Here is a 24,107-nt window from a genome sequence, read left to right on the forward strand (position 1 = left end):
TTATACTATGATAATGATAAAATTAATGAATATAAGGAGATAAGATTTATTGTGGACCCGACCCAGATAGTCAATATTATAATATTTGTCATTTTAATTATTTTTTCAGGCGTTTTTTCATGTACAGAGACAGCTTTTTTATCTGTTAATAAAATAAGAATGCGTAATCTAGCAGAAGAAGGAAATAAAAAAGCAGCAATTGTAGAAAAATTGTTATCTAATGATGATCGTTTATTCAGTTCGATTCTAGTAGGAAATAATTTAGTGAACATTGGCGCTTCTTCATTAACGACATCATTTGTAATTTCTCTTTTTGGAGATTCTGGTACTTTAGTCGCGATAGCAACCGGTGTTGTAACTTTGACAATACTTATTTTTGGTGAAATCACCCCAAAATCATTTGCTACTAAAAATGCTGATGCAATTGCTTTGTTTCTATCACGATTTACATCTTTTGCCTGCTTTATTTTTACACCAGTAGTATTTTTCTTAAACATAATTACTGGTTTCTTTATTAAGGTTTTAGGCGGTAATCGTGATAATGGACCAACAATGACCGAAGAAGATTTAAAAACGATCGTGACTGTTGGTCATGAAGAAGGGGTTTTAGAAGAAGAAGAAAAAGAAATGATTCATAATGTTTTTGAATTTGGAGAAACTGAAATCAAGGAAATTATGACACCAAGAATACATGTTGAAAGTATTGCTGATGATTGTTCTTATCAGGAATTGATGGAAATTTATCAGCGCAGTCAATTTTCACGTTATCCTGTACATAGTGAATCATTTGATGAAATCGTTGGTGTATTAAATGTTAAAGATCTATTATTTTTTAATATTGATCCTGACGAGTTTTCGGTGAAAGATTATATGCGAGATACTTTTGTCGTTTATGAATTTAATGAAGTATCTGATGTTTTTGCATTGATGCGTAAAGAGCATGCAACATTAGCGATCGTTCTTGATGAATATGGGGTAATGAGTGGAATCGTTACTTTTGAAGATATTGTCGAAGAGATCGTTGGTGAAATTGATGATGAGTATGATAAAGAAGAAGAGGAAGAAATTATTTCTTTAGGTGATAATGAATATTTGGTTGATGGAAGTTTGAATTTAAATGAAGTCAATGATCGTTTGAAAACATCTTTTGATTCTGAAGATTTTGAATCAATTGGTGGTCTGGTATTAGGAGAGATTTCAAAAGTTCCAGAAATAGATGAGGAAGTAAAAATAGAAAATGTATTGTTTAGAATAGTAAAAATGCATAAAAATAGAATTGCACAGTTAAAAGTGACTATTCTTGATGAAGTTGAAAATGAAGAGGAAATTGTAGGATGAAAAAAAATGTAGAAATTAAAAAGTTAGGAATTAATGGTGAAGGAATTGGATATATTGATCGAAAGATTGTTTTTGTTCCTGGGGCTTTGCCAGAAGAAGAAGTTGTAGTTGAAATAACAAAGCAGACAAGATCATTTTATGAAGGAAAGCTGATCAAGATCATTAAACGATCAAAAAGTCGTGTTATTCCTCGATGTAAAGCATATGATAATTGCCAGGGATGTACTTTGCTGCATTTAGATTATTACAAGCAGTTAACAGCTAAAAAGGAAGCTGTTCGCGAGGCAATTAGAAAATATACCCAATATGATTTAAACAAAACTGTTTTTAAAGATGTTATTGCTTCACCCAAACAAGAAGGGTTTATTACTAGTGTCAATTTACCAATCGTTGAATTTAAGGGAAAGATTACATTTGGTATTTATCAGCGTGATAGCAAGTATTTAACATTGATGACAAAATGTTTTAAACAGCATCCTTTGATCAATGAAACATTAGTAGCTTTAGAAAATGTTTTAACGAGTAATAAATGTCAGATTTATAATGATAAATTTAAAACAGGTTTAAGATTTATTAAAGTAAAATTGATTGATAAACAGATTCAGTTAGTTTTTATTACGGGACGTGATGGAATTGATCGTAAAATAGTAAGTCAAATTACTGAAATACCACATGTTGCAAGTGTTTATATGTCTATTAATACTTCTAAACATCAAGAGTTTGATGATTCCGGTTATACAAAGTTATACGGTCCTAGTCATTTGGAATTATATAATGATGATAAAAAGTATCTAGTTTCAGCAAAGTCTAAATTACCAGAAAATATTGCTGTATATCATAAACAAATTCAATGTATTAAAGCGATGTTACAAGATAGTCAAAAAATCATTTCTTTAAATTGTGGAATAGGATTATTAGAATCTAATTTAGATCAAGAAGAAGTGGTTGCTATCGATGAGAAAAAATATCATATTGAAGATGCTAAAATAAATAATAAGCGTAAAGAGAATATTACTTTTATTGCTGGTGATCTTGATCAAAAAATCGTTATTTATGCTAAAAAGAAAATCTATGATACACTGATAATTCAAAATGAACGTTTTGGGTTAAGCGAGACGATCAAAAATAGTATTAAGATTGCAAAAATTAAAACAATTATCTATTGTTGTCAGTCATATTCAACCTTGGCTAAAGATTTGGCTGAATTAGAAAACAATTATCGATTAGAAAAAATCGTGGCGTTAGATTCATCATGTCATAATTCATACTTGACTACGATCGTAAAGTTAGTTAGAAAGTAAAATAGTTGCATTATTTTTATTTATAATTATAATGGTTATAAGTAAGGAGGGGTCATGATGGAAATTAAATTTCAACCTCAAGGAGTATGTGCCAAACAAATTATTATTGATGTTGATAATGGTATCGTTAATAATGTCAAGTTTGTTGGAGGATGTTCGGGAAATACTCAGGGTGTAGCAGCTTTAGCAAAAGGAATGAAAGTGACTGATATTGTTGAACGTTTACAAGGAATTCGCTGTGGCAGTAAGCCAACGAGTTGTCCTGATCAATTAGCAAAAGCACTTATTAAGCATGCAATGTAGTGGAATAATCTTTTGATTATCCACTTCTTTTCATTTTATTTATTAAATTTCATATAATACGATAGGTGGTTATATGTTGATACGAATTAAAAAATTGCAATTTATTTGTGGTATAATTTTACTGATGCAGGTAATATGCCCATTGTGGATCATTCCCTTTCATTTGATTGCTGCCATACTTTCAATTATTATTATTGGCTGGCAAAAAAGGTTCTGTGTTTTACAAGTTCAGTATCATTATTATGTTTTGGCGTTATATTGTTTTAGAGTCTGGCTTTTAGCAGTTACAACATTTGCTTTTTTTGATACGCTTTATATGTGTCTTTGTTTATACTTGGCAATCATGATTATTTTATTTTCATTTCGGGCAATTCTATAATAATCATTTTTAAATAGACTATTTGGTGGTACAATACAATTTGAAAGGATGTGGGGATAATGCTAGGTCATTTACAAGTATATAGTTCTTATAGTTTTCAAGATAGCACGATTTTAATTGAAGACTTATGTAAAAAAGCTAGTGATCTCCACTTAGAGGCACTAGCTTTAACTGATAAAAATAATATGTTCGGGGCTATGGAGTTTACCCGCTATTGTCATAAATACGGGATTAAACCTATTTATGGGATCGAAGCTAGTATTGAAATTGAACAGGAGATATATCCTTTGATTTTAATAGCTAAAGATACAACGGGATATTTTAATTTAGTACATCTAGCGAGTGATATATCGCGAAATGCTAATAAAGCAGCTGCATTAGAAAAATTGATAGAATACCAGGAGCATTTATTTGTTTTATCAGCCTGTAAAGAAGGAATAATTGAACGGTTGCTTTTAAAGGAATTAGAATCCGAGGCTTTGAAATATTTACAGTTATTTAAAAAAAGTTTTAAATATTTCTATGTTTGTTTACAAGATCATGGCCTTGCTATGCAAAAAAAAATAAATGAACGTTTGATTGCTTTGTCTCTGTTAGAAAATATTCCCGTTTGTGTTTCCAATGAGGTTCGTTATCTCGATAGTAAAGATGCTTATACATTAGAATTGTTACAGGCATCTTCTAAAGGATCGACTTTAGAGTTAGATCACGTTCCAGTAACTGACCAGTTATATCTTAAGTCAAGTTATGAAATGGAAAGTATCTTTGATAAAAAATATATTGAAAATACAAATTATATTATTACTTTATGTAATGCGACGATTCCCGTTCATCAGATGCATTTACCTAAGTATCCCGTTCCTAAAAATGGTAAAGCAAGTGAATATTTGCATCAATTATGTGTTGTCGGGTTAAAGAAACGTTTTAAAGGTGAACAGATCAAAACGATTTATTTGGAAAGATTAAAAAAAGAATTAAATGTGATTACTAAAATGGGCTTTGATGATTATTTTTTAATTGTATTTGATTACGTTAGATATGCTAAAATAAACAAAATTTTAGTAGGTCCTGGAAGAGGTTCTGTAGCTGGCAGTTTAGTTGCTTATGTTTTAGGAATTACCAATGTTGATCCTTTAAAATATGATTTGTTGTTTGAGCGTTTTTTGAATGAAGAAAGAATCAGCATGCCTGATATTGATATTGATTTTCAAGATGATCGGCGTGATGAAATAGTTACCTATGTTACTAATAAATATGGTCAGGATCATGTGGCGCAAATTGTTACTTTTTCAACATATGGACCTAAAGTAGCGATAAAAGATTTAGGTAAAGTTTTAAAAGTTCCTTTACCGAAATTAGAGCTCTTAGCTAAAAATATTCCCACTAATTATAAAAATCGCAAGAGTGCTAAAGAAGTATATGAAACATCATATAATTTTCAATCTATGGTCAACAAAGATCCCGCTTTGCTAAAAATCATGCCTGCTGTTTTTACTGTTGAGAAATTACCACGAAATATTTCTACGCATGCAGCCGGAGTAGTATTATCTAATGATCCTTTAGATCAGGTCGTTCCTTTAGTTAAGGGACCGAATGATGGCATCATGACCCAGTATTCGAAAGATTACATCGAAGAAGTAGGATTATTAAAAATGGATTTTTTGGGATTAAAGAATTTAACGATAATTGATTATATGATCAAAGATATTGAAAGAAATTATGATATAAAAATTAATATTAATGAAATTGATCTTGATGATCAAAAAACATATCGATTAATTAGTAGTGGTGATACTTTTGGTATTTTTCAATTAGAATCACCAGGAATGAAAAATCTTTTAATTAAGATGAAGTGTAATTGTTTAGATGATATAATTGCAGCCATTGCTTTATTTAGACCGGGACCAATGGCTAATATCCCGGCTTATATTGCCCGCAAAAATGGTCAAGAGCCAATTACATATCCTTTGGAATGCTTGAAACCAATTTTATCTTCAACTTATGGGATAATGATCTATCAGGAACAAATCATGCAGGTTGCTAGAAAAGTAGCTGGATTTTCGTTAGCTAAAGCTGATATTTTAAGAAAAGCCGTATCGAAAAAGACCGTTAGTTTAATGACTTCGATGAAAAGTGAATTTATAACTGGTGCGATTAATAACGGTTTTAGTGAAGAGGAAGGTAATAAAGTTTTTGATTTGATTGAAAAATTTGCTAATTATGGTTTTAATAAGTCGCATTCAGTTGCTTATGGTTACGTAGCGTACTGGTTAGCTTATTTAAAAGCTAATTATCCTTTAGAATTTTTTAGTGCTTTATTATCTAATGAACAAAGCAGTGACAGCAGTAAGATAAGCTGTATTCAAGAGGGTAGAAAATACGGAATTAGGCTTTTACCACCATCGATCAATTATTCGACTAATCGTTTTAAAGTTGAAGATGGTAATATTCGTTATTCCCTTTTAGCAATCAAAAACGTTGGATATGCGGGATATCTTGCTATCGTTGAAGAAAGAAAGAAAGGTTTGTTTAAAGATATATTTGATTTTGTTTCCCGGATGGAGTCAAGTAAACTTAATAGTAAAATGATCGATAGTTTGATCATGGCTGGTGCGTTTGATGAGTTTAAGCTCAACCGTAGTACGATCAAGGAAAATTTACATAAGATTACGGAGTATGTGCAGTTAAAGAATTCGATTGGCATTGATGAACCGCCAATTTTAACGATCGTTAAAGATAATCGAATGAAAATTTTAGAAGAAGAGAAACTTGTTTTAGGAGTTTATTTATCAATGCATCCAATCGCTTTGATAAAAGAAAATATAAAGCAGGAAATTATCAGCATAAATGAATTGAAAAACTATCTTAATAAACCGGTTAGAGTTATAATGGCTTTATCGAGGGTAAAAGTTATCGTTGATAAAAAAGGGCAGGAAATGTGTTTTGTTGAAGGCTATGATGAAACTGGAGAAATTGATGGAGTTGTTTTTGCAAGTAGTTTTCAGGTTTTAAAAAAGATCTTAGTTCGTGGAGAAATTTGTTTGATTGAAGGAAAAGTGAATTTCCGCGATAAATTATCGCTGGTAATAAACCAGGCTAAAAATGTACGTTAAGGATGGATAGAGGATGAAAGAATTTGTATTAATAGATGGAAATTTTTGGCTGTTTAGTTGTTATTATGCAACAGCAGCAATGGGAAACTTGATGGTCAATAAAGATGGTGTACCGACAAATGCGGTATATGGTTTTGCTAATCGTTTAGAAAGTTTATTAAGAAAAAATCCCGAATATATCGTGGTGGCTTTTGATGCCAAAGGGAAAACATTTAGAAGTGAATTATTAGAAAATTATAAAGGAACAAGAAAAGAAACACCAGAAGAGCTGATTTGTCAGTTTTCAATGGTTAGAGAATATTTGCGCGCTCATAACATTCCTTATTTAGAACTTGAGGGATATGAAGGTGATGATATTATTGGAACTTTATCTAAAAAAGCTAAAGATGCCGGCTTAAAAGTTGCTATTTATTCTAATGATAAGGATATGATGCAGCTTGTTAATGAATCTGTTTATCAGTATAAAAAGCCGCAAAAAAGCGATGAATATGAAATTATTACACCTGAGAGCTTTTATGAAAAGTACCAGTTACAGCCTCAACAAATGACTGATCTATTAGGGTTGATGGGCGACACTGCTGATAATATTCCAGGAATTCCTGGAATTGGAGAAAAAACAGCATTAAAGCTTTTACATCAATATGAATCAATTGAAAATTTACAAGAGCATATGGCTGATCTAAAAGGAAAAATGGGCGAAAAAGTTCGAACTAATATTGAACTTGGTGTTCTTTCTAAACAGATTGCAACGATCTGTTTAGATGTTCCGATCGAATTAGATTTAGAAAAATGGCATTATGAAGGTCATGATTATGAAGAGTTGGCTGATTTCTATCGACGCTATGATATGAATTCTTTATTAAAAAGAATGTCTTTAAGTCATCAAGTGGAAAAGAAAGATGAAATTGAAGTGCAAATCGTTGATCACTTACCAATAATTGATAAACCAGCTAGTTTGGTTGTTAGTGTTTATGATACTAATTATCATAAATCACCAGTTTTAGGATTTGCTATTTATAACGATGAATGCAGTTATTATATTTCTTTTGATGATGCTTATAAATGTGAGCAGTTTAAAGCATATTTAGAAGATGAGAAGATTGAAAAATATGGTTATGATATTAAAAAATGTGTTAATGCCTGTGCTTGGAACGGTTTAAAACTCAGAGGGTACACATTTGATCTGCAGTTAGCTTCATATATTCTCAATCCATCATTAAAAGATGAAATTAAAAGTGTTTGCGAGTTTTATCAATACTATGATGTGTTATATGATGAACAGGTTTATGGCAAAGGAGCCAAAAAACATCTTCCTGAAACTGAAGAACTTGCTAAACACTTGATTAAACAAGCAAAAGCAATTTATGATTTAAAGGATCAGGCTATTGAAAAACTTAAAGCTAAGGAACAGTATGAATTGTATAAAGATGTTGAAATGCCGGTTTCACGAATCTTAGCAGAAATGGAATTTCAAGGGGCAAAAATAGATTTAACGGTTTTAAAACAGTTAGAAGCTGATTTTTCTAAGCAAATCGATGTTTTGCAAAGGGATATTTATTTATTAGCGCATAAAGAATTTAATATTTCTTCGCCTAAACAGTTAGGAGAAGTGTTATTTGAAGATCTCCAGCTGCCACATGCTAAAAAAAACAAGACCGGTTATTCAACGTCTGTTGATGTCTTAAATAAATTAAAGGATATCCATCCTATTATTGATAAGGTTTTAGAGTATCGGATGCTTACAAAACTTGTATCAACTTATATAGTGGGGTTACAAGATCAAGTGTTTATTGATAAAAAGATCCATACGATGTATAATCAGGCATTAACGCAAACGGGAAGACTTTCTTCAACCGATCCTAATTTACAAAATATTCCCGTAAAAACAGAAGAAGGAAAGTTGATTAGAAAAGCTTTTATTCCTGAAAATGATTATCTTGTTTCATTTGATTACTCCCAAATTGAATTACGAGTTCTTGCAAATTTAGCTCATGTACAATCTTTGATTCAGGCTTTTAATGAAGATAAAGACATTCACCGTCATACTGCAAGTGTTGTTTTTGGAGTCCCTGAAGAAGATGTTACTTCACAAATGCGAAGAAATGCTAAAGCTGTTAATTTTGGAATTATTTATGGAATGAGTGACTTTGGGCTGGCGGAACAAATTGGAGTAAGTGTAAAAGAAGCTCGGGATTTTATTCAAAAATATTTTGCCACTTATCCAGAGATTAAAACGTATATGGATCAGTCAATTGCGATGGCTAAAGAAAAAGGCTATGTATCAACGATTCTAAATCGTAAACGCTACATTCCGGAAATCAAAGAAAAGAATTATGTACGTCAGGAATTTGGCAAACGTTTAGCAATGAATTCGCCAATTCAAGGATCAGCTGCTGATATCTTAAAATTAGCGATGATTCAAGTTGATCAGGCTTTAAAAGAAAAAAAATTAAAATCAAAAATGATTTTACAAGTTCATGATGAATTGATTTTTGATGTATATCAAGATGAATTAGAAGATGTCATGAATATTGTTAAAGAGGGAATGGAACATGCTGTTAGTATGGAAGTTGAATTAAAAGCAGAAGGGACTTATGCAAAAAATTGGTATGAGTTAAAGTAGGTGAAAAAGATGCCAGAATTACCAGAAGTTGAAACAGTCAGAAGGACGTTAAAAAACTTTGTATTAGAAAGAAAGATTACAAGTGTAGATATTATTTATCCTAAGATTATCGAAGATGATCCTGAAAAATTTATTAAAGCAGTTAGTGATCAAAAAATTAATGATATTGATCGGATCGGAAAATATCTGATTTTTAAATTGGATGACATAGCTTTTGTCTCACATTTAAGGATGGAAGGGAAATACCACTATGTTGATAAAGATATGCCCTTAAATAAGCATGATCATATTATCTTCAATCTCGATAACGGGAAACAGCTTCGTTATAATGATACGCGTAAATTTGGACGGATAAAATTAGTTGATTTAAATAATTATGCAAATGAACTGCCTCTTTCGAAACTTGGACCAGAGCCATTTGAGGCCGATGTTAAAGAGCTATATACAAAGTTACATAAATGCCGTTTACCAATCAAACATGCCATTTTAGATCAAAGTATAATTGCGGGAATAGGCAATATTTATGCTAATGAAATATGTTTTGCAATGCATTTAGATCCTCATACGCCAGCTTGTAAATTAACTAAAAAAAGTGTTGTGGAATTAAAGGAAACAGCTTCTGATATTTTAAATGAAGCCATCAAACAAGGTGGTACGACGATTCACTCATTTAGTGCTAATGGTATTGATGGGTTGTTCCAAGTGAAGCTAAAGGCTCATTTACAAAAGAAATGTCCTATTTGTGGTGGTGATATAACGAAAGAGGCTATCAAAGGTCGAGGAACGTATTATTGTAAACATTGTCAAAAAAGGAGGCGATAAAATGATAAAATGGGGAATTATTGGTGCTGGAAGAATCGCCCATCGCTTTTGTAAAGCTTTAAGCAATGATAAAAGAGCTTGTTTAGAAGCTGTAAGTTGTCGCAGTCTTGAAAAGGCTAATGCGTTTAAACAAAAATTTCCATGTCATAAAGCTTATGGTTCTTTTCAAGAAATCTTAGATGATCCTAATATTGATGCTGTATATATTGCTTTACCACATTACTATCATTATGAATGGATTAAAAAAAGCATTTTGTCTCATAAAAGGGTTCTAGTTGAAAAACCAGCAACAATAAATAGTCAACAGATGTTAGAAATCAAAGAATTAGCTAAAAAAGAAAAAGTTTTAGTGATGGAAGCGATGAAAAATAAGTTTACACCATGTTATAAAGAAGCAAAAAAGTTACTCGAAGATAAGATAATTGGTGAAGTTGAAAAAATTGAAACTTCATTTTGCAGTGAACATTTAGAGTATGATCCTAATTCTTATTTATTTGATCCTAAACAAGGGGGCTGCCTGTTAGATTTAGGAATCTATAATATTAGTTATTTAGATGATTTTTTTAAAGCTGCGATAAGTGATTTAACAGTAACGTCTAAACATCATGAATGTGGTGTCGATAGTTATGTTAATGCTAGAATTGAATTTAATGATCAAATTGGAATAGTTGAATGTGCGATGGATCGCAAAAAAGAAAATCGGGCTATTTTTACGGGAAGTATTGGTAAAATGATCGTCAAACCATTACATCGCCCTTTAGATATTGAAATTATCTTAAATGATGGGCAAATTATTAATAAACATTTTGATTATGATTACGATGATTTTTATAGTGAAATAGCTCACTTTAATGATTTGCTTGAAAGAGATAAATTAGAAAGTAAGATCATGAGTCTTGATAATAGTTTAAATTGTGCTAAAATTCTAGAAATGATCAAGGAGAAGATGTAAGTGGAAGTATTAGGGATCACAGGCAGTATTGCAACTGGTAAAAGTACTGTAACTAATTATTTAAAAGAAAAAGGTTATTTAGTAGTTGATAGTGATAAATTGGCATATGATGCTTTAACTATTGATGATGATTGTATTAATAGGACGAAGCAAAGATTTAATTTAGCTGATGGACCAATTGATCGTAAAGCTTTGGGACAAATTGTTTTTAACGATAGAAAAGCTAAAAAGGATCTAGAAGATATTATTCATCCTTATGTGATAAAAAGAATTAAAGATGTAATCGCTGATAATCAGGATAAAAAATTTATCTTTTTAGATATTCCATTATTATTTGAAAATAATTTAGAGTATTTATGTGATAAAATAATTGTGGTATATTTAAACGAACAGGAAGAAATAAAAAGATTGATGAAACGTGATAACATTGATGAAGCTTATGCCAAAGTTATTATTGCAAACCAAATAAGCATTGAAGAGAAAAGACTTCGTGCTGATATTGTTTTAGATAATAATCAAGGATTAGAACAATTATATATACAAATTGAAGCTCTATTGAAAGGAAGATAGTATGAATGGATCAATGATGTCAGATCTGTATACAGTTAATGCTAATTATCCCCTTGACAGTATTCATATGCGTTCGATATCATTATTATATCAACCACTGATTGGGAACATGGCATGTAGTTTATATTTAAGTCTTTATGCAGAATTAGATCAACTTACTTTAACTAAAGCTCCGAGTCTTTTTAGTCGTTTAACCAAAATAACAGGATTATCACTAGCAGAAATAAATGAAGCGAGTTTGAAATTAGAAGCTATTGGACTTTTAGCTAAATATAAAAAAGATATTGAAAATAAAAGAATCTATTTATATGTTATCAAAACGCCATTAGCACCAGCTAAGATTTTTAATCATACTATTTTAGGACCGTTGTTATTACAGCGTTTAGGTGAAGAAGAATTGTATCGCACTAAATTGTGTTTTAAATCATCAGCTGTAAATATTGATCAAAGTTATGATAATGTTACTGCTAAATTTACAGATGTTTTTGATATAAATTTATTAGAGGGAAGTAATGAGATATTAGTCGAGAAAGATTATTTTAACAGCGATTATGGTAAAATTGAAAGTGAGTATGATTTGGAACTATTTTATCAAGGATTAAAAGATTATCAGATAAAAAGAAGCATAATAACAAGTGATGATGAAACAATCATTAAACAGCTGGGAACATTGTATAGTATCAATGCATTAGATATGCAGGGACTTGTCAAAGACAGCATTCAAAATGATAAATTAGTACATAAACTATTAATAAAAAATTGCCGTGATCATCATGATTTAATGATGCCTGAAAAATTTAATGAAATATATCATAAACAGCCTATAGCTCATAAAAGTTCTCATGGTGATGATCCATTAAATATGCATATTCGTTATTTAGAAAGTATCAATCCTTATCAGCTTTTAAAAGATAAGCAGGGTGGTAGAGAACCATTAAAACATGATTTGCAAATTGTTGAATCTATCATGACATCTTTATATTTAGAACCTGGAGTAATGAATGTCTTGATTGAGCTAACGCTGTCACAATGCGACAATGTTTTATCACGAGCATTTATGCAATCACGTGCTTCACAGTGGAAACGTAAAAAAATAAAAACGGTTAAAGAAGCTATGGATGAAGCTAATTTGTATTTAAAATATCGTCGTAATAACAGTGATCTTGAAGAAGAAAATATAAGTATGGTTGATGATAAAGATATTGATGAAACTGAGTTGGAAGAGTTCTTGAGCCAGTTTGAATAGGAGGACAGCATGAAAAGTATCCAGGGTCTTAATTTATTTATTAATGATGAAAGTTTTAATAAAAATAAAGAAAATAGTATTAATGAATTATTAAATGATAATAATATAGTTAAGATATTAGAAAAATATCATTTGAATCGTCATGATATTGAAGAAAATTGGATTGAATTTTTAGATTATAAAGAGGATCTAGATATTTGCAAAGGATGTCGGTCTTTAAAGGAATGTACTAAGGTTTCTAAAGGAATGGTACGACAATTTAACTATCAAGATGGTGAAATCAAATTATCATTAACACCTTGTCAATATGGAAAAACATATTTTGATGAACAGAATATTTTAAATAGTATTTTACTCAAAAATGTTAGTAGCCGTATTTTGCTTACTAAGCCAAGTGACTTAACATTAAAAAATGATGCTACAGGCAATGGTACAGCAATTATCAAGATGATGAGTGATTATATAAAAAATCCAGTTCATAAAGGTTTTTATCTTTATGGTGATGGTGGCAGTGGAAAAAGTACTATTATGGGATTTTTAATTCGCTGTTTGGTTATTAAAGGATATAAATGCGGTTTTATTCATTTTCCAACGTATTTAATGGATCTAAAAAGTTCTTTTGGTAATGAAGGAGTAAATAGTTCAATCGAGCTGATGAAAAATCTTGATTATTTGGTTATTGATGATGTAGGGGGCGAAAGTGTTACATCATGGTCACGTGATGAAGTTCTTTCTGCAGTTTTGGCATATCGACTTCAAAATGAAAAAGCTACTTTTTTTACAAGTGAATATTCTTTGGAAAAGTTAAAAAAAATATATACTTTAAAAACCGGCGATAAAGAAAGGGTAGAACGGCTGATTTCTAGAATAAAAGCAATCAGCATTCCAATAGAATTAAAGGGTAAAGATCTACGATAAAAAAATCTTAATGTTTTATTTAAAATATTAAAGATTTGATGGAAACATCAATCTTTTTGTGTTAAAATGTCTTGGAAATAGAGGTTATAAGGAGGAGAAAGAATGGTTAAGTGTATTGGTGTATTAACATCTGGTGGAGATGCTCCGGGAATGAACGCGGCTGTTCGAGCAGTAGCAAGAACATGTTTGAATAAAGGAATCGAAGTATACGGGGTTCGTTTAGGATATAAGGGTTTGTACGAAGGTGATTTTATTAAATTTGATCGTCACAGTACACGAAATATTATTAACTTAGGGGGAACATTTTTAAAATCAGCACGTTTTCCGGAATTTAAAGATCCTGAAATTAGAAAAGCTGCAATTGAGCAAATGCGAAAAGTAGGTATGGAAGCATTAGTAGTTATTGGTGGGGACGGTAGCTATACCGGTGCTTTAAAACTTACTGAGATGGGGGTCAACTGTATTGGAATTCCTGGAACGATTGATAATGATATTCCAAATACAGATTACACAGTTGGATTTGACACAGCTTTAAATACAATTGTTGATGCTTTGGATCGTTTAAGAGATACATCAAGTTCACATCAACGTTGCACTATTCTTGAAGTAATGGGACGTCGTTGTGGTGACTTAGCGATTAATGCGGGGATTGCAGCTGGTGCAGAAATGATCATTACTAGTGAAATTGGTTATGATGAAGCAGAAGTGATCGAAAGATTAAAAGCTTCTAAAAAATCAGATAAAAAACATGCAATCGTTGTTATTACAGAACATATTACTGATGTTCATGAATTAGCAAAAAAAGTAGAAGCTGAAACAGGTTTTGAAACTCGTGCAAATGTTTTAGGTCATATGCAAAGAGGTGGTCGTCCATCAGCACGTGATCGTGTACTTGCTTCACGTATGGGGGTATATGCGGTTGAATTATTAGAAGCAGGTAAAGGTGGACTTTGTGTGAGTGAAGTTCATGGAGAAATTAAAGGTTTAGATATTACAGAAACTTTATCTCAAAAGCGTAAGACAGATTTTGGTATTTACGAAGATGCAATGAAGCTTCGTTAATATAAATTAATGTAAGGTGAGGATATTAGGTATGGTATTTGAATTGAAAGAAAGAAAAAAGAAAACACGTGTTGTTTGTACGATTGGACCTGCAAGTGAAGATGAAAAGATGTTAAAGAAATTAATTCTTGCAGGAATGAATGTAATGAGACTTAACTTTTCCCATGGTGATTATGAAGAACATGGTGGAAGAATTATTACAGCTCGTAAATTAAGTAAAGAATTAAATAAAAATATTGCAATTTTATTAGATACTAAAGGACCTGAAATTAGAACAGGTGATTTTGTAGGTGGTAAAACTGAGTTTAAAAAAGGACAAGTTGTTACTATTTGTCAAGAAGATATTGAAGGAACAAGTGATCGTTTCACAATAACTTATAAAGAATTATATCAAGATGTTAAACCTGGTGGTTTTATTTTGGTAAATGATGGTCAAGTTGAATTATTAGTTGACCATGTTGAAGGAACTGATATTGTTTGTGTATGTGCAAATGATGGTGTAGTTAAAAATAAACGTGGAATCAACGTTCCTGGAATCAAATTAGGATTTGACTACTTATCACCAAAAGATACAGCTGATATAACTTTTGGATGTGAACAAGGGGTAAACTTTATTGCAGCATCATTTGTTAGACGTGCGCAGGATGTTTTAGATGTTAAAAAATTATTGATTGAAAATGGACATCCAGAAATTCAAATCATCGCTAAAATCGAAAATAGCGAAGGTGTTGATAATATGGATGAAATATTAAAAGTAGCCGATGGTATTATGGTAGCTCGTGGTGATTTAGGAGTAGAAGTGCCTGCTGAAGATGTACCTTTGATTCAAAAGAAATTAATTAAAAAATGTCGTGCAGTAGGTAAAGTGGTTATTACTGCTACTCAGATGTTAGACAGCATGCAGGAAAATCCACGACCAACACGTGCTGAAGTAAGCGATGTTGCTAATGCTATTTATGATGGTACTGATGCGATTATGTTATCTGGTGAATCTGCTCAAGGTAAATATCCTGAAGAAGCAGTTATGACAATGACTAAGATTGCTTTAAAAACAGAAGAAACTTTAGATTATGCGTCATTTTTAAGAAAAGCTATTAGAACAGCACCAGAAGATCCTTCAGAAGCTATTTGTATGTCAGTGGCTGAAATTGCATCTAAATTCAAAGTTTCTGCGATTGTAGTATATACAGAAAGTGGTTCGACTGCTAAACGTGTATCTCGTTATCGTCCAGAATCAATGATAATTGCTGCTACACCAAATGAACCTGTAACTCGTTCTTTAGCACTAAACTGGGGTGTAAAAGGTGTTGTTTGTAAATGGATGGGAGATCGTGTCTCTCAAATAGAATACGCACAGATTCTTGCAAAAGAAAATGGTGTTGAACCAGGTGAACAAATTTTAATTACAGCAGGAACACCAGGTGTTGGAGGAACTACAAGTTATTTAGAATTAGTAACTGTAAAATAAGAAGGCTGATTTATTCAGCTTTTTTTGTTTACTGCATTTTAAAATTTATTTAACCAAAAAATCTTATGTTTAATTGTTATTACAAATATAGAGAATAAATTCTTTCCTATGAATAATAAAATTTTGCATTACAATTTAAAATTTTAACTGATAAAATAACTAATATAAGGGAAAAGGAGGAGGATAAAGAAATGAAGAAGATTATACCTTCCATATTGGTTAGTGCGATGACTATTGGATGTCTTGCAACCTCAGGACAAATATTAGTCAGTGCTGCTAGTCCATATGAAGGAGAATCATGGTATGATGAATTAGAAATCGTTGAAGAAAATCGAGAATATGCGCGTTCTAGTTTTATTCCATATCATGATGCTAAAGTTGGAATGGATAATGAAAAGTCTGCATTATCAAAAGATCCTTCAAAATCGAATTATTATGCGTCTCTAAATGGTGAATGGGATTTTAAATTTGTTCAAAATCCAGCACAGCGTATTAGTGACCCAGATGATAATACGATTGATTGGGACAGTGAAGGATGGGACAAAATCAACGTGCCAAGTAATATTCAAACAATTAGAAATGAAGATGGCAGCTTCAAATATGAACCGCCAATCTATAGTAATCAACGATATCCTTGGCAAAATTTTGAAGATGTTGAATTGGATGCTGCTAATGCTCATGCTCCTACAGTAAATAATAGTGTAGGTCATTATCAACGTAATTTCAAAATAAGTGAAAATTGGGATGGACGACAAGTATTTGTATCCTTCCAAGGTGTTGAGTCTGCTTTTTATGTTTATGTAAATGGACAAAAAGTTGGATATGGTGAAGACAGCTATACTGCCGATGAGTATAATATTACCCCTTATTTAAACACAGATGCTAATGGTAGTATTGCTGGACAAGAAAATACGATTTCAGTTCAAGTCTATCGCTGGTCAACAGGAAGTTATCTAGAAAATCAGGATTTTATTCGTATGAGTGGTATTTTTAGAGATGTCTATCTATATTCTAAAGATACAGTAGAGTTGAGAGATTTCTTCATTAAACAACAATTGGATGAAAATAATGAAGATGCAACATTAACTATTGATGCGTCAGTTAGAAATCTTGCTAATGAAAAAGGCGGAGATTATACAGTTGAAGCACAGCTTTATTCAAACGAAAATGATGATCCGATTTTAGAAGAACCGATTAAAATGGAATATACTTTAGATCCTGCAAAAGAAGATCTCGAAGAATTGATTGATGATTTAGGAATTGAAAAAACAGGAAGTGCAAAAGTTATTAATCCATTGAAATGGTTTGCAGATTCACCTAATTTGTACCGAATTGTCTTACAATTGAAAGATAGTAAAGGTGAAGTTATTGAAACAGCAGTACAAAGAATTGGATTTAGAAAAATTGAAAACGTTGTTATCAATGATGCTGGTCAACAACAAATGCAGATCAATGGTGAAAAGATTATGTTCCGTGGAACAAATCGTCACGAAACATCATTAGATAAAGGTCGAGCAATTGGTAAAGAAGAAATTGTAACAGATTTAAAGATGATGAAGGAACATAATATCAATGCTATTCGTACTTCACATTATCCAAATAATGTTTTAACTTACGATTTAGCTGATGAATTTGGAATCTATATGTGTGATGAAGCAAATATTGAAACACATATTGGTGCAACTTCTTCAAATTTACCTAATACAGGTATTTGGAACAATGCGGTCATGAGTCGTACTCAAAATATGGTTGAGCGTGATAAAAATCATCCATCAGTAGTGATTTGGTCTTTGGGAAATGAGGCAACTTATACAAATTATGCTCTTACAGATGATTTCCCATTCTGGAATTCAACGAGATGGATCTTACAAAGAGATCCAAGTCGTATCCGTAAATATGAACGCCAAAATCGTTATGGTGCTACGCGTGAAGAATCGATGGTAGATATTTATAGCTCACAATATTGGGGAGTATCTAGTGTTATTTCACAAGTAACAAATACAGGTAACAAATTACCTTATATCCAATCAGAATATGCCCATTCAATGGGAAATGCATTAGGTAACTTAAAAGAATATTGGGATGTATTCCGCAGTTATGAGAATGCTCAAGGTGGTTTTGTTTGGGATTGGATCGATCAATCTATCGAAACAAAAGTAATTAATACTGAAAGTTATACAGTTACAGATACTAAAACTAATACAGTTGGGACAGTTGTTGGTTCATTAACTGAAGGTAGAAATGGAACGAAAGCAGTAAATGGTTATGTTACTCTTCCGGCAAAAACAGATTTAACAGCTAATTCCAGCACAGGTCTTACTTTAGATGCTTGGGTAAAATCAGATGGAACAAGTGGTGATCAAGCAATCTTATCAAAAGGAGATACTGGTGGTTATAACCTAAAGATTTCTCAAGGGAAATCAATTGAATTCTTTGTTAATGGATGGAGCGCTGGTACTCTTACAATGGCTATTCCAAGTGATTTTACTGATGGTAATTGGAAGCACTTAACTGCAACATGTGATGAAAATGGTAATTATAAGTTATATTATAACGGTGAATTGAAAGCTGAGTTAGCAAATAAAGCCTCAGTACCATTTGATACAAATAGTTTAAGCATCGGTGTAGGTTATGATCCAGAAAATTCTGGTCGTACATGGAATGGTGCAATTGATAGTGTTAAAGTTTTGAATCGAGTTTTAACTGCTGATGAAATTGCAGCTGATAATATCAGTGAAACTGATGAAAGTGTAATTTACGCAATGGATTTTGCTAATAGCAAAATAACTACTACTGGAACTAATTATGAAGATAAAACATATTGGGGATATGGTGGCGATTGGAATGACCAGCGGGTAAATGATGGCAATTTCTGTGGAAATGGTATTATTAATGCAGATCGTACAATTTCGGCAAAAGTGTTAGACGCTAAAAAAGTTTTCCAAGAAGTAAACTTCTATAATGATGGAAAAGCTGCTAATGGTACAGTACGCGTTGTTAACGAATTCTTAAATACTAATTTAAATAAATATGATGTTTCATGGCAGTTCAAAGAAAATAATAAAGTATTAAAAGAAGGTACTTTATCTGAAGAACAAAAAGATTTAGCAGCTCTATCGCAAAAAGAAATTACGGTTGATTTACCAGATGTTGAAAAAGTAGAAGGTAGAGATTATTTCTTAGAATTCCAAGTTACATTAAAAGAAGATCAAATGTGGGCTGGTGATTATAGTGGTCATGCTGGTGATATTATTGCTTATGAACAATTGAATTTAGCATATGTTACTACAATTGCTCAACCAGCGATTGATGGTAACAATGAATTTAGTAATGTTGAAGAAACGGATGAAGCATTAAATATTACTGGTAACGTAAATGGTAACGATTACGCATTGTCATTAGATAAAACAACGGGTTATATCACAAATTATACATTTGCTGGTAAGACGATAATGAATGAGGGACCTACTCCTAATTATTATCGGGCACCAATTGATGATGATATGTATGAATCAGATGATGCAAATCTTATAAACACAAAAGATCATTTCAATGTATCTGATGTAAAAGTAACAAAAGGCGCGAATTTAGTACAGGTTGAAGTAACAGGAAGTCTGGATGGAAGTGATTCGCCTAATACGATCAGTTATCAAATTTATGGTAATGGTGAAGTCGTTGTTACTAATACTGTTACTCCAGCGACTACGATTTCTGGTTCATTAAAACGAATCGGAATGAAATTAAATGTTCCAACAGAATTTAGTAATTATACATATTATGGTCGCGGGCCATTTGAAAATTACAATGATAGAAATACTGGAGCATTGATTGATGTATATAAAACAACTGTTGATGCAATAGATGCAGAAAATAAATATTTGAAACCGCAAGAAAACGGAAATAGAACTGATGTTCGTTGGGCTGCAGTAACTAATGATGCTGGTGTTGGCTTCATGATTGCGGCTCAAGATGATATGAATAGTTCTGTATCACGTTATGAAGATGAAGATATGGCCGGTAATCGTCATATGTATCAAGTTCCAAAATCTGACCATATCGTTCTTAATGTTGATCAAGTACAACGTGGATTAGGTGGAGCAGCTTGTGGACCAGGACCATTAGATCAATATACGATCAAAAAAGGTCAAACTTATTCACATACATTTAGAATTGTTCCAATTGCTACTGATGATGTAGATACACTAATGGAACAAAGTAATAAAAATACCCAATCAAGTTTACCAATTAAATCTATTTTAGTAGATGGTGTAGAACTTGATGGATTTGATGTCAATAAAGATTCATATGAAGTTAAGTTATTAAAAGGCTCATATGATAAACTTCCTGTAGTAGATGTAGTTACTACTGATGGTAATGTTGTTGTCGAAAAATTTAATCAGCCAGATAGTCTACCAGCGGTGGTAGTAATCAAAGCAACATCTAGTTATGGTGTTACAAAAACTTATACAATTACATTTAGAGAAGTAAATGAAATGTATGTTTCAGATATGGAATGGACGATAGATGAAGGCGGATATTTTGCAAACAGCAGAGATGTATGTGATGCTAATCCAATTTCATTATATGTAGATGGTGTTGTAACTGATTTTACTAAAGGTGTTGGAGTTCATGCGCCAAGTAGAGTTGGAGTAAATGTAGCTGGTAAGGGTTATACTAATTTGAAAGGGATTATTGGAATCAATTCTAATCAAACTGTTACTGGAGATGATCGTGCTGATGTAATCTTTAGAGTATTTGCAGATGGTGAAGAGATTTATAATTCTGGTCAAATGAAAGCATTACGCTCAAAAGAGATCGATATTGACGTAACAGGTAAGAGCAATATCATCATGCAGGTTGATACTAATGGTAATGATTATAATGACCATGCTTCATGGGCAGAATTAAGATTTACAGTTGAAAATACTGCAGATGTTGATAAAAGTGGATTACAAGCAAAATACGATGAATTTAAAGATTATGTAGAAAGTAACTACACTGCAGATTCATGGGTTGGATTTAAAGTGGCTTTAGATAATGCAAAAGCTGTTTTAGATGATGAAAATGCTACTCAAACAGCAGTTGATAACGCTAAAATTGAATTAGAAAGAGCAGAAGGATTATTAGAGGAAGTAGTTGTTCTAGACTTTAGTGAGTTAGAAAAACAGATTTCAGCAGCAGATTTAATTAATCAAGATCTTTCTAAATATCAAGATGGTGCAGAGAAAACAGCATTTGTAGCAGCTTACCAGGCAGCTAAAGATACTTTATCTACTGCTAAAAATCAAGAAGCAATAGATAATGCAGCTAATACTCTTAAAGATGCGATGATGGCTTTGAAAGAGGTTGTTATTTTAGATAAAGAAGAACTTAGTCAATTAGTAACTGAAGCAAGTGGATTGAATTTGGATCTATACAAAGATGGACCTGCAAAAGAGGCCTTCAAAGAAGCTCTTGCAAATGCGACTGAATTACTAAATACAGCAACATCACAAGCACAAATCGATGAAGCTTTAGATATGCTTAATGATGCAATCGCAGCTCTTGAAAAAATTGATATTACAGATAAAGTTTATAAAGGTGCTTTAGAAATAGCAGTAGATATTGCTAGTCAAGTTAGTGAAGCTGATTTAGATAAAGTCGTTCCTGCTGTTGTAAATGAATTTAGAGTTGCTTTAGATGAAGCAAAAGCTGTTTTAGCAGATGAAAAAGTTACTCAAGAAATAGTAGATAATGCTTTTGATCGTTTAGCTCAAGTGATGTGGAAATTAGAGTTCTACAAAGGCGATAAGACATTATTACAAGATCTAGTAAACAAAATAGAAGCATTAAATAAAGCTGATTATAGTGAAGTATCATGGAATGCAATGTTACCAGTATTGACTGAAGCAAAAGATGTATTGGCTGATGAAAATGCGATGCAAAATGAAGTAGAAGAAACGTATACTGATTTGATCAAAGCGTTCTTAGAATTAAGATTGAAACCAAATAAAGATTTATTGGCAGAATTGATTAAACAAGCAGAAGCATTGAATCAAGCAAATTATACTGAAGCATCATGGCAAGCGATGATAAAAGCATTAGAAAATGCTAAAAACGCTCTAGAAAATAAAGGAGCTGGATATGCAGTAGTAGAAGAAGCAATAGCGAATCTACAAGAAAGCATCGAAGGATTAAAAGAAAAAGAAGAAATGCCATTACAGTCAGGAGATACTATTAAAGATAGCACTGTAAAAACAGGTGATACTAAAGAAATTAATCAAATAACAGCAATAATGTTATTAGCAGGAGCTGTAGTAACGTTATTAAAAAGAAAGAAAATTGAAGAATAGTCAATTTTAAGAACTGTTGATAAAAACAACAGTTCTTTTTTACGGAAAAAATCAAAAAATTCAAATGATAAAACTATGGCTGATATTTTTGAAAAATGCAATCCCATTATGATTATTGTCGTTTTGTAAGTAACTGTTTTGCTTTCTATATAAATCAAAATAAGATATAATATACTACAGGTGATGAAATATGAGTAAAAAAAACAAGCAGAATTTATTGATGACAGTTATATTTACCTTGATAGTCTCAATAACATTATTTTATATGTATGATAATTTTATTTTTCAAACATATGGAGAAGTAGTTTATTACGATTATATGTTAAATGGTGAAAATGATGATTTGAAAGTTGAGAATATTGAAGCATATCGTAATGAAAAAACTTTTTCTATCGGGGATGGAAAGGTAATTTTTAAAAATAATGATTTAATTGAACAAGGGGCTATTGCTAATGTTAAAGTAGTATTAAAAAATGATAAAGAAAAATATGAGTATGAAGTTAATTTAAATAATTATTCTAGTGATAACTTAAGCTATGTAATTGAAAAAGAGGTTAAGGATAATAAAATCAAATTGAGTGATGTTGAAAAAGCTAATTTAACAGTGAAAGTAAATGATGAAGTTGTCAGTGAATTAGATTTAGAAATTACCCCTGTGGAACAATTAGAGGGTTCTAATAAAGAATATCGAATTGAAAATGCTAGTATTTCAAATAAAATGATGCGGCTGGGAAGTTTAAAAACAAACGATGAAGATATTATAAAAAAATATCCTAAAGTATCTTTAGAATATCGTTATTTAAAAGATCCTAAGAAAGATAAAGATGATAATGATAATTATGTTGTTTTTAAAAAAATTAGTGGAAATAGTAAAGATTTAATTAACGCTAATGATTATGGATCATATTATTTAGAAGAAGAGAATTTTAAAAATAAAGAATTAAGTGTGGTAATTATTTTTAGTAATGATAATGATAAATTTGCTTTTTCAATTGATTTAATAACTCGTCAAGTAGGTGATTATTATGGATAAAATAAAAAAAGACTTTATTGTATTTTATTTGGTGCGAAATGCTGTTGCAACATTTATTATTACGATATGTTCATTTGTATATGATTTTATGAATTATTTTAATATGACAAGTACTAGAGCTGTTATTAAGATTTTTTCTGATAATTTTTATACTACAGTTTATTTCTTGCTGTTATGGATATTAAACTATTTATTATTTGAAATGTATAAAATTATTATTGATACGTTTAGAAAAGAAAATAAAGAACATGCTAAAGTTGTAATAAATGGTAAAGAAGTAATTGCTTATGGAACTCTTTTACCATTGATAATATTAGTTATTTTATTAGTAGTTCAATTTAATCAGTTGTTTAGGGTCAATTTTATTTTATTAGTATTATTCATGTTATTGAGATCTTTAAAAGAAGAGTTCAAATATCGTAAAAATAGACTCATTTAATGAGTCTATTTCAATAAATTACATAAAGAATTTATCATTTCATCTTTCTGAGTATTATTTAAAGAATTATAATATTTTTCGAATAATACTCCTAATCCTGGAAGAATCGTTTCTTCCTTAGAAGCTATACCTTCATTGATAATTTCTCTTAATTCATTAAAAGAACTGTTATGTAATTTAGTTAATAATGCATTACGAATATCCATAT

Annotated in this window: 17 protein-coding genes; 16 read left to right on the plus strand and 1 reads right to left on the minus strand. The window is 31.2% G+C overall.

The window, feature by feature from the left end; all coding sequences use genetic code 11:
- The first annotated feature begins 51 nt into the window (after window positions 1–51).
- From OC535_RS11840 to OC535_RS11915, 16 genes are all read left to right on the plus strand, one after another.
- A complete protein-coding gene (locus OC535_RS11840) occupies window positions 52–1,338 on the plus strand; it encodes a hemolysin family protein (RefSeq protein ID WP_024721897.1) in 1,287 nt (428 codons plus the stop codon).
- Window positions 1,335–2,639: a 23S rRNA (uracil(1939)-C(5))-methyltransferase RlmD gene (gene rlmD, locus OC535_RS11845; RefSeq protein ID WP_024721898.1), complete on the plus strand. Its 1,305-nt coding sequence runs from the start codon at window positions 1,335–1,337 to the stop codon at window positions 2,637–2,639. The genes OC535_RS11840 and rlmD overlap by 4 nt, the downstream gene beginning before the upstream one ends.
- Window positions 2,640–2,696: 57 nt before the next feature.
- Window positions 2,697–2,942: a TIGR03905 family TSCPD domain-containing protein gene (locus OC535_RS11850; RefSeq protein ID WP_024721899.1), complete on the plus strand. Its 246-nt coding sequence runs from the start codon at window positions 2,697–2,699 to the stop codon at window positions 2,940–2,942.
- Between the two features lie 73 nt (window positions 2,943–3,015).
- Complete coding sequence (locus tag OC535_RS11855) at window positions 3,016–3,321, plus strand: hypothetical protein (protein ID WP_024721900.1); 306 nt, start codon at window positions 3,016–3,018, stop codon at window positions 3,319–3,321.
- A 59-nt stretch (window positions 3,322–3,380) separates the two neighbouring features.
- Window positions 3,381–6,434: a DNA polymerase III subunit alpha gene (gene dnaE, locus OC535_RS11860; protein ID WP_498823915.1), complete on the plus strand. Its 3,054-nt coding sequence runs from the start codon at window positions 3,381–3,383 to the stop codon at window positions 6,432–6,434.
- Window positions 6,435–6,447: 13 nt separating this feature from the next.
- Window positions 6,448–9,057: a DNA polymerase I gene (polA, locus tag OC535_RS11865; protein ID WP_498823916.1), complete on the plus strand. Its 2,610-nt coding sequence runs from the start codon at window positions 6,448–6,450 to the stop codon at window positions 9,055–9,057.
- Between the two features lie 9 nt (window positions 9,058–9,066).
- A complete protein-coding gene (gene mutM / locus OC535_RS11870) occupies window positions 9,067–9,879 on the plus strand; it encodes a DNA-formamidopyrimidine glycosylase (protein ID WP_024721902.1) in 813 nt (270 codons plus the stop codon).
- Window position 9,880: 1 nt separating this feature from the next.
- Complete coding sequence (locus tag OC535_RS11875; RefSeq protein ID WP_024721903.1) at window positions 9,881–10,831, plus strand: Gfo/Idh/MocA family protein; 951 nt, start codon at window positions 9,881–9,883, stop codon at window positions 10,829–10,831.
- On the plus strand, window positions 10,832–11,401 hold the full coding sequence (gene coaE / locus OC535_RS11880) for a dephospho-CoA kinase (RefSeq protein ID WP_498823917.1): 570 nt from the start codon (window positions 10,832–10,834) through the stop codon (window positions 11,399–11,401).
- Window position 11,402: 1 nt separating this feature from the next.
- Window positions 11,403–12,647: a DnaD domain protein gene (locus OC535_RS11885; protein WP_227052930.1), complete on the plus strand. Its 1,245-nt coding sequence runs from the start codon at window positions 11,403–11,405 to the stop codon at window positions 12,645–12,647.
- A gap of 9 nt (window positions 12,648–12,656) precedes the next feature.
- A complete protein-coding gene (locus tag OC535_RS11890; protein ID WP_227052931.1) occupies window positions 12,657–13,565 on the plus strand; it encodes a primosomal protein DnaI in 909 nt (302 codons plus the stop codon).
- 102 nt (window positions 13,566–13,667) lie between these two features.
- On the plus strand, window positions 13,668–14,627 hold the full coding sequence (gene pfkA / locus OC535_RS11895) for a 6-phosphofructokinase (RefSeq protein WP_024721907.1): 960 nt from the start codon (window positions 13,668–13,670) through the stop codon (window positions 14,625–14,627).
- A 31-nt stretch (window positions 14,628–14,658) separates the two neighbouring features.
- On the plus strand, window positions 14,659–16,095 hold the full coding sequence (pyk, locus tag OC535_RS11900; protein WP_034595641.1) for a pyruvate kinase: 1,437 nt from the start codon (window positions 14,659–14,661) through the stop codon (window positions 16,093–16,095).
- 191 nt (window positions 16,096–16,286) lie between these two features.
- Complete coding sequence (locus tag OC535_RS11905) at window positions 16,287–22,427, plus strand: glycoside hydrolase family 2 TIM barrel-domain containing protein (RefSeq protein WP_498823918.1); 6,141 nt, start codon at window positions 16,287–16,289, stop codon at window positions 22,425–22,427.
- Between the two features lie 190 nt (window positions 22,428–22,617).
- Window positions 22,618–23,460 carry a hypothetical protein gene (locus tag OC535_RS11910; RefSeq protein WP_227052933.1) on the plus strand — a complete coding sequence of 281 codons (843 nt, stop codon included), beginning with the start codon at window positions 22,618–22,620 and terminating at the stop codon, window positions 23,458–23,460.
- Entirely contained in the window at window positions 23,453–23,899 is a 447-nt protein-coding gene (locus OC535_RS11915; RefSeq protein ID WP_227052934.1) for a hypothetical protein, read from the plus strand. The genes OC535_RS11910 and OC535_RS11915 overlap by 8 nt, the downstream gene beginning before the upstream one ends.
- Window positions 23,900–23,904: 5 nt before the next feature.
- Here the strand turns inward: OC535_RS11915 and sspI are convergent, their stop codons facing one another.
- Window positions 23,905–24,105, minus strand: a complete 201-nt coding sequence (sspI, locus tag OC535_RS11920; RefSeq protein ID WP_024721912.1) for a small acid-soluble spore protein SspI — start codon at window positions 24,103–24,105, stop codon at window positions 23,905–23,907.
- Between the last annotated feature and the right edge of the window lie 2 nt (window positions 24,106–24,107).

This window comes from Clostridium sp. Marseille-Q5894, from assembly GCF_946902305.1.
In the GTDB taxonomy this organism is placed as follows: domain Bacteria; phylum Bacillota_I; class Bacilli_A; order Erysipelotrichales; family Coprobacillaceae; genus Thomasclavelia.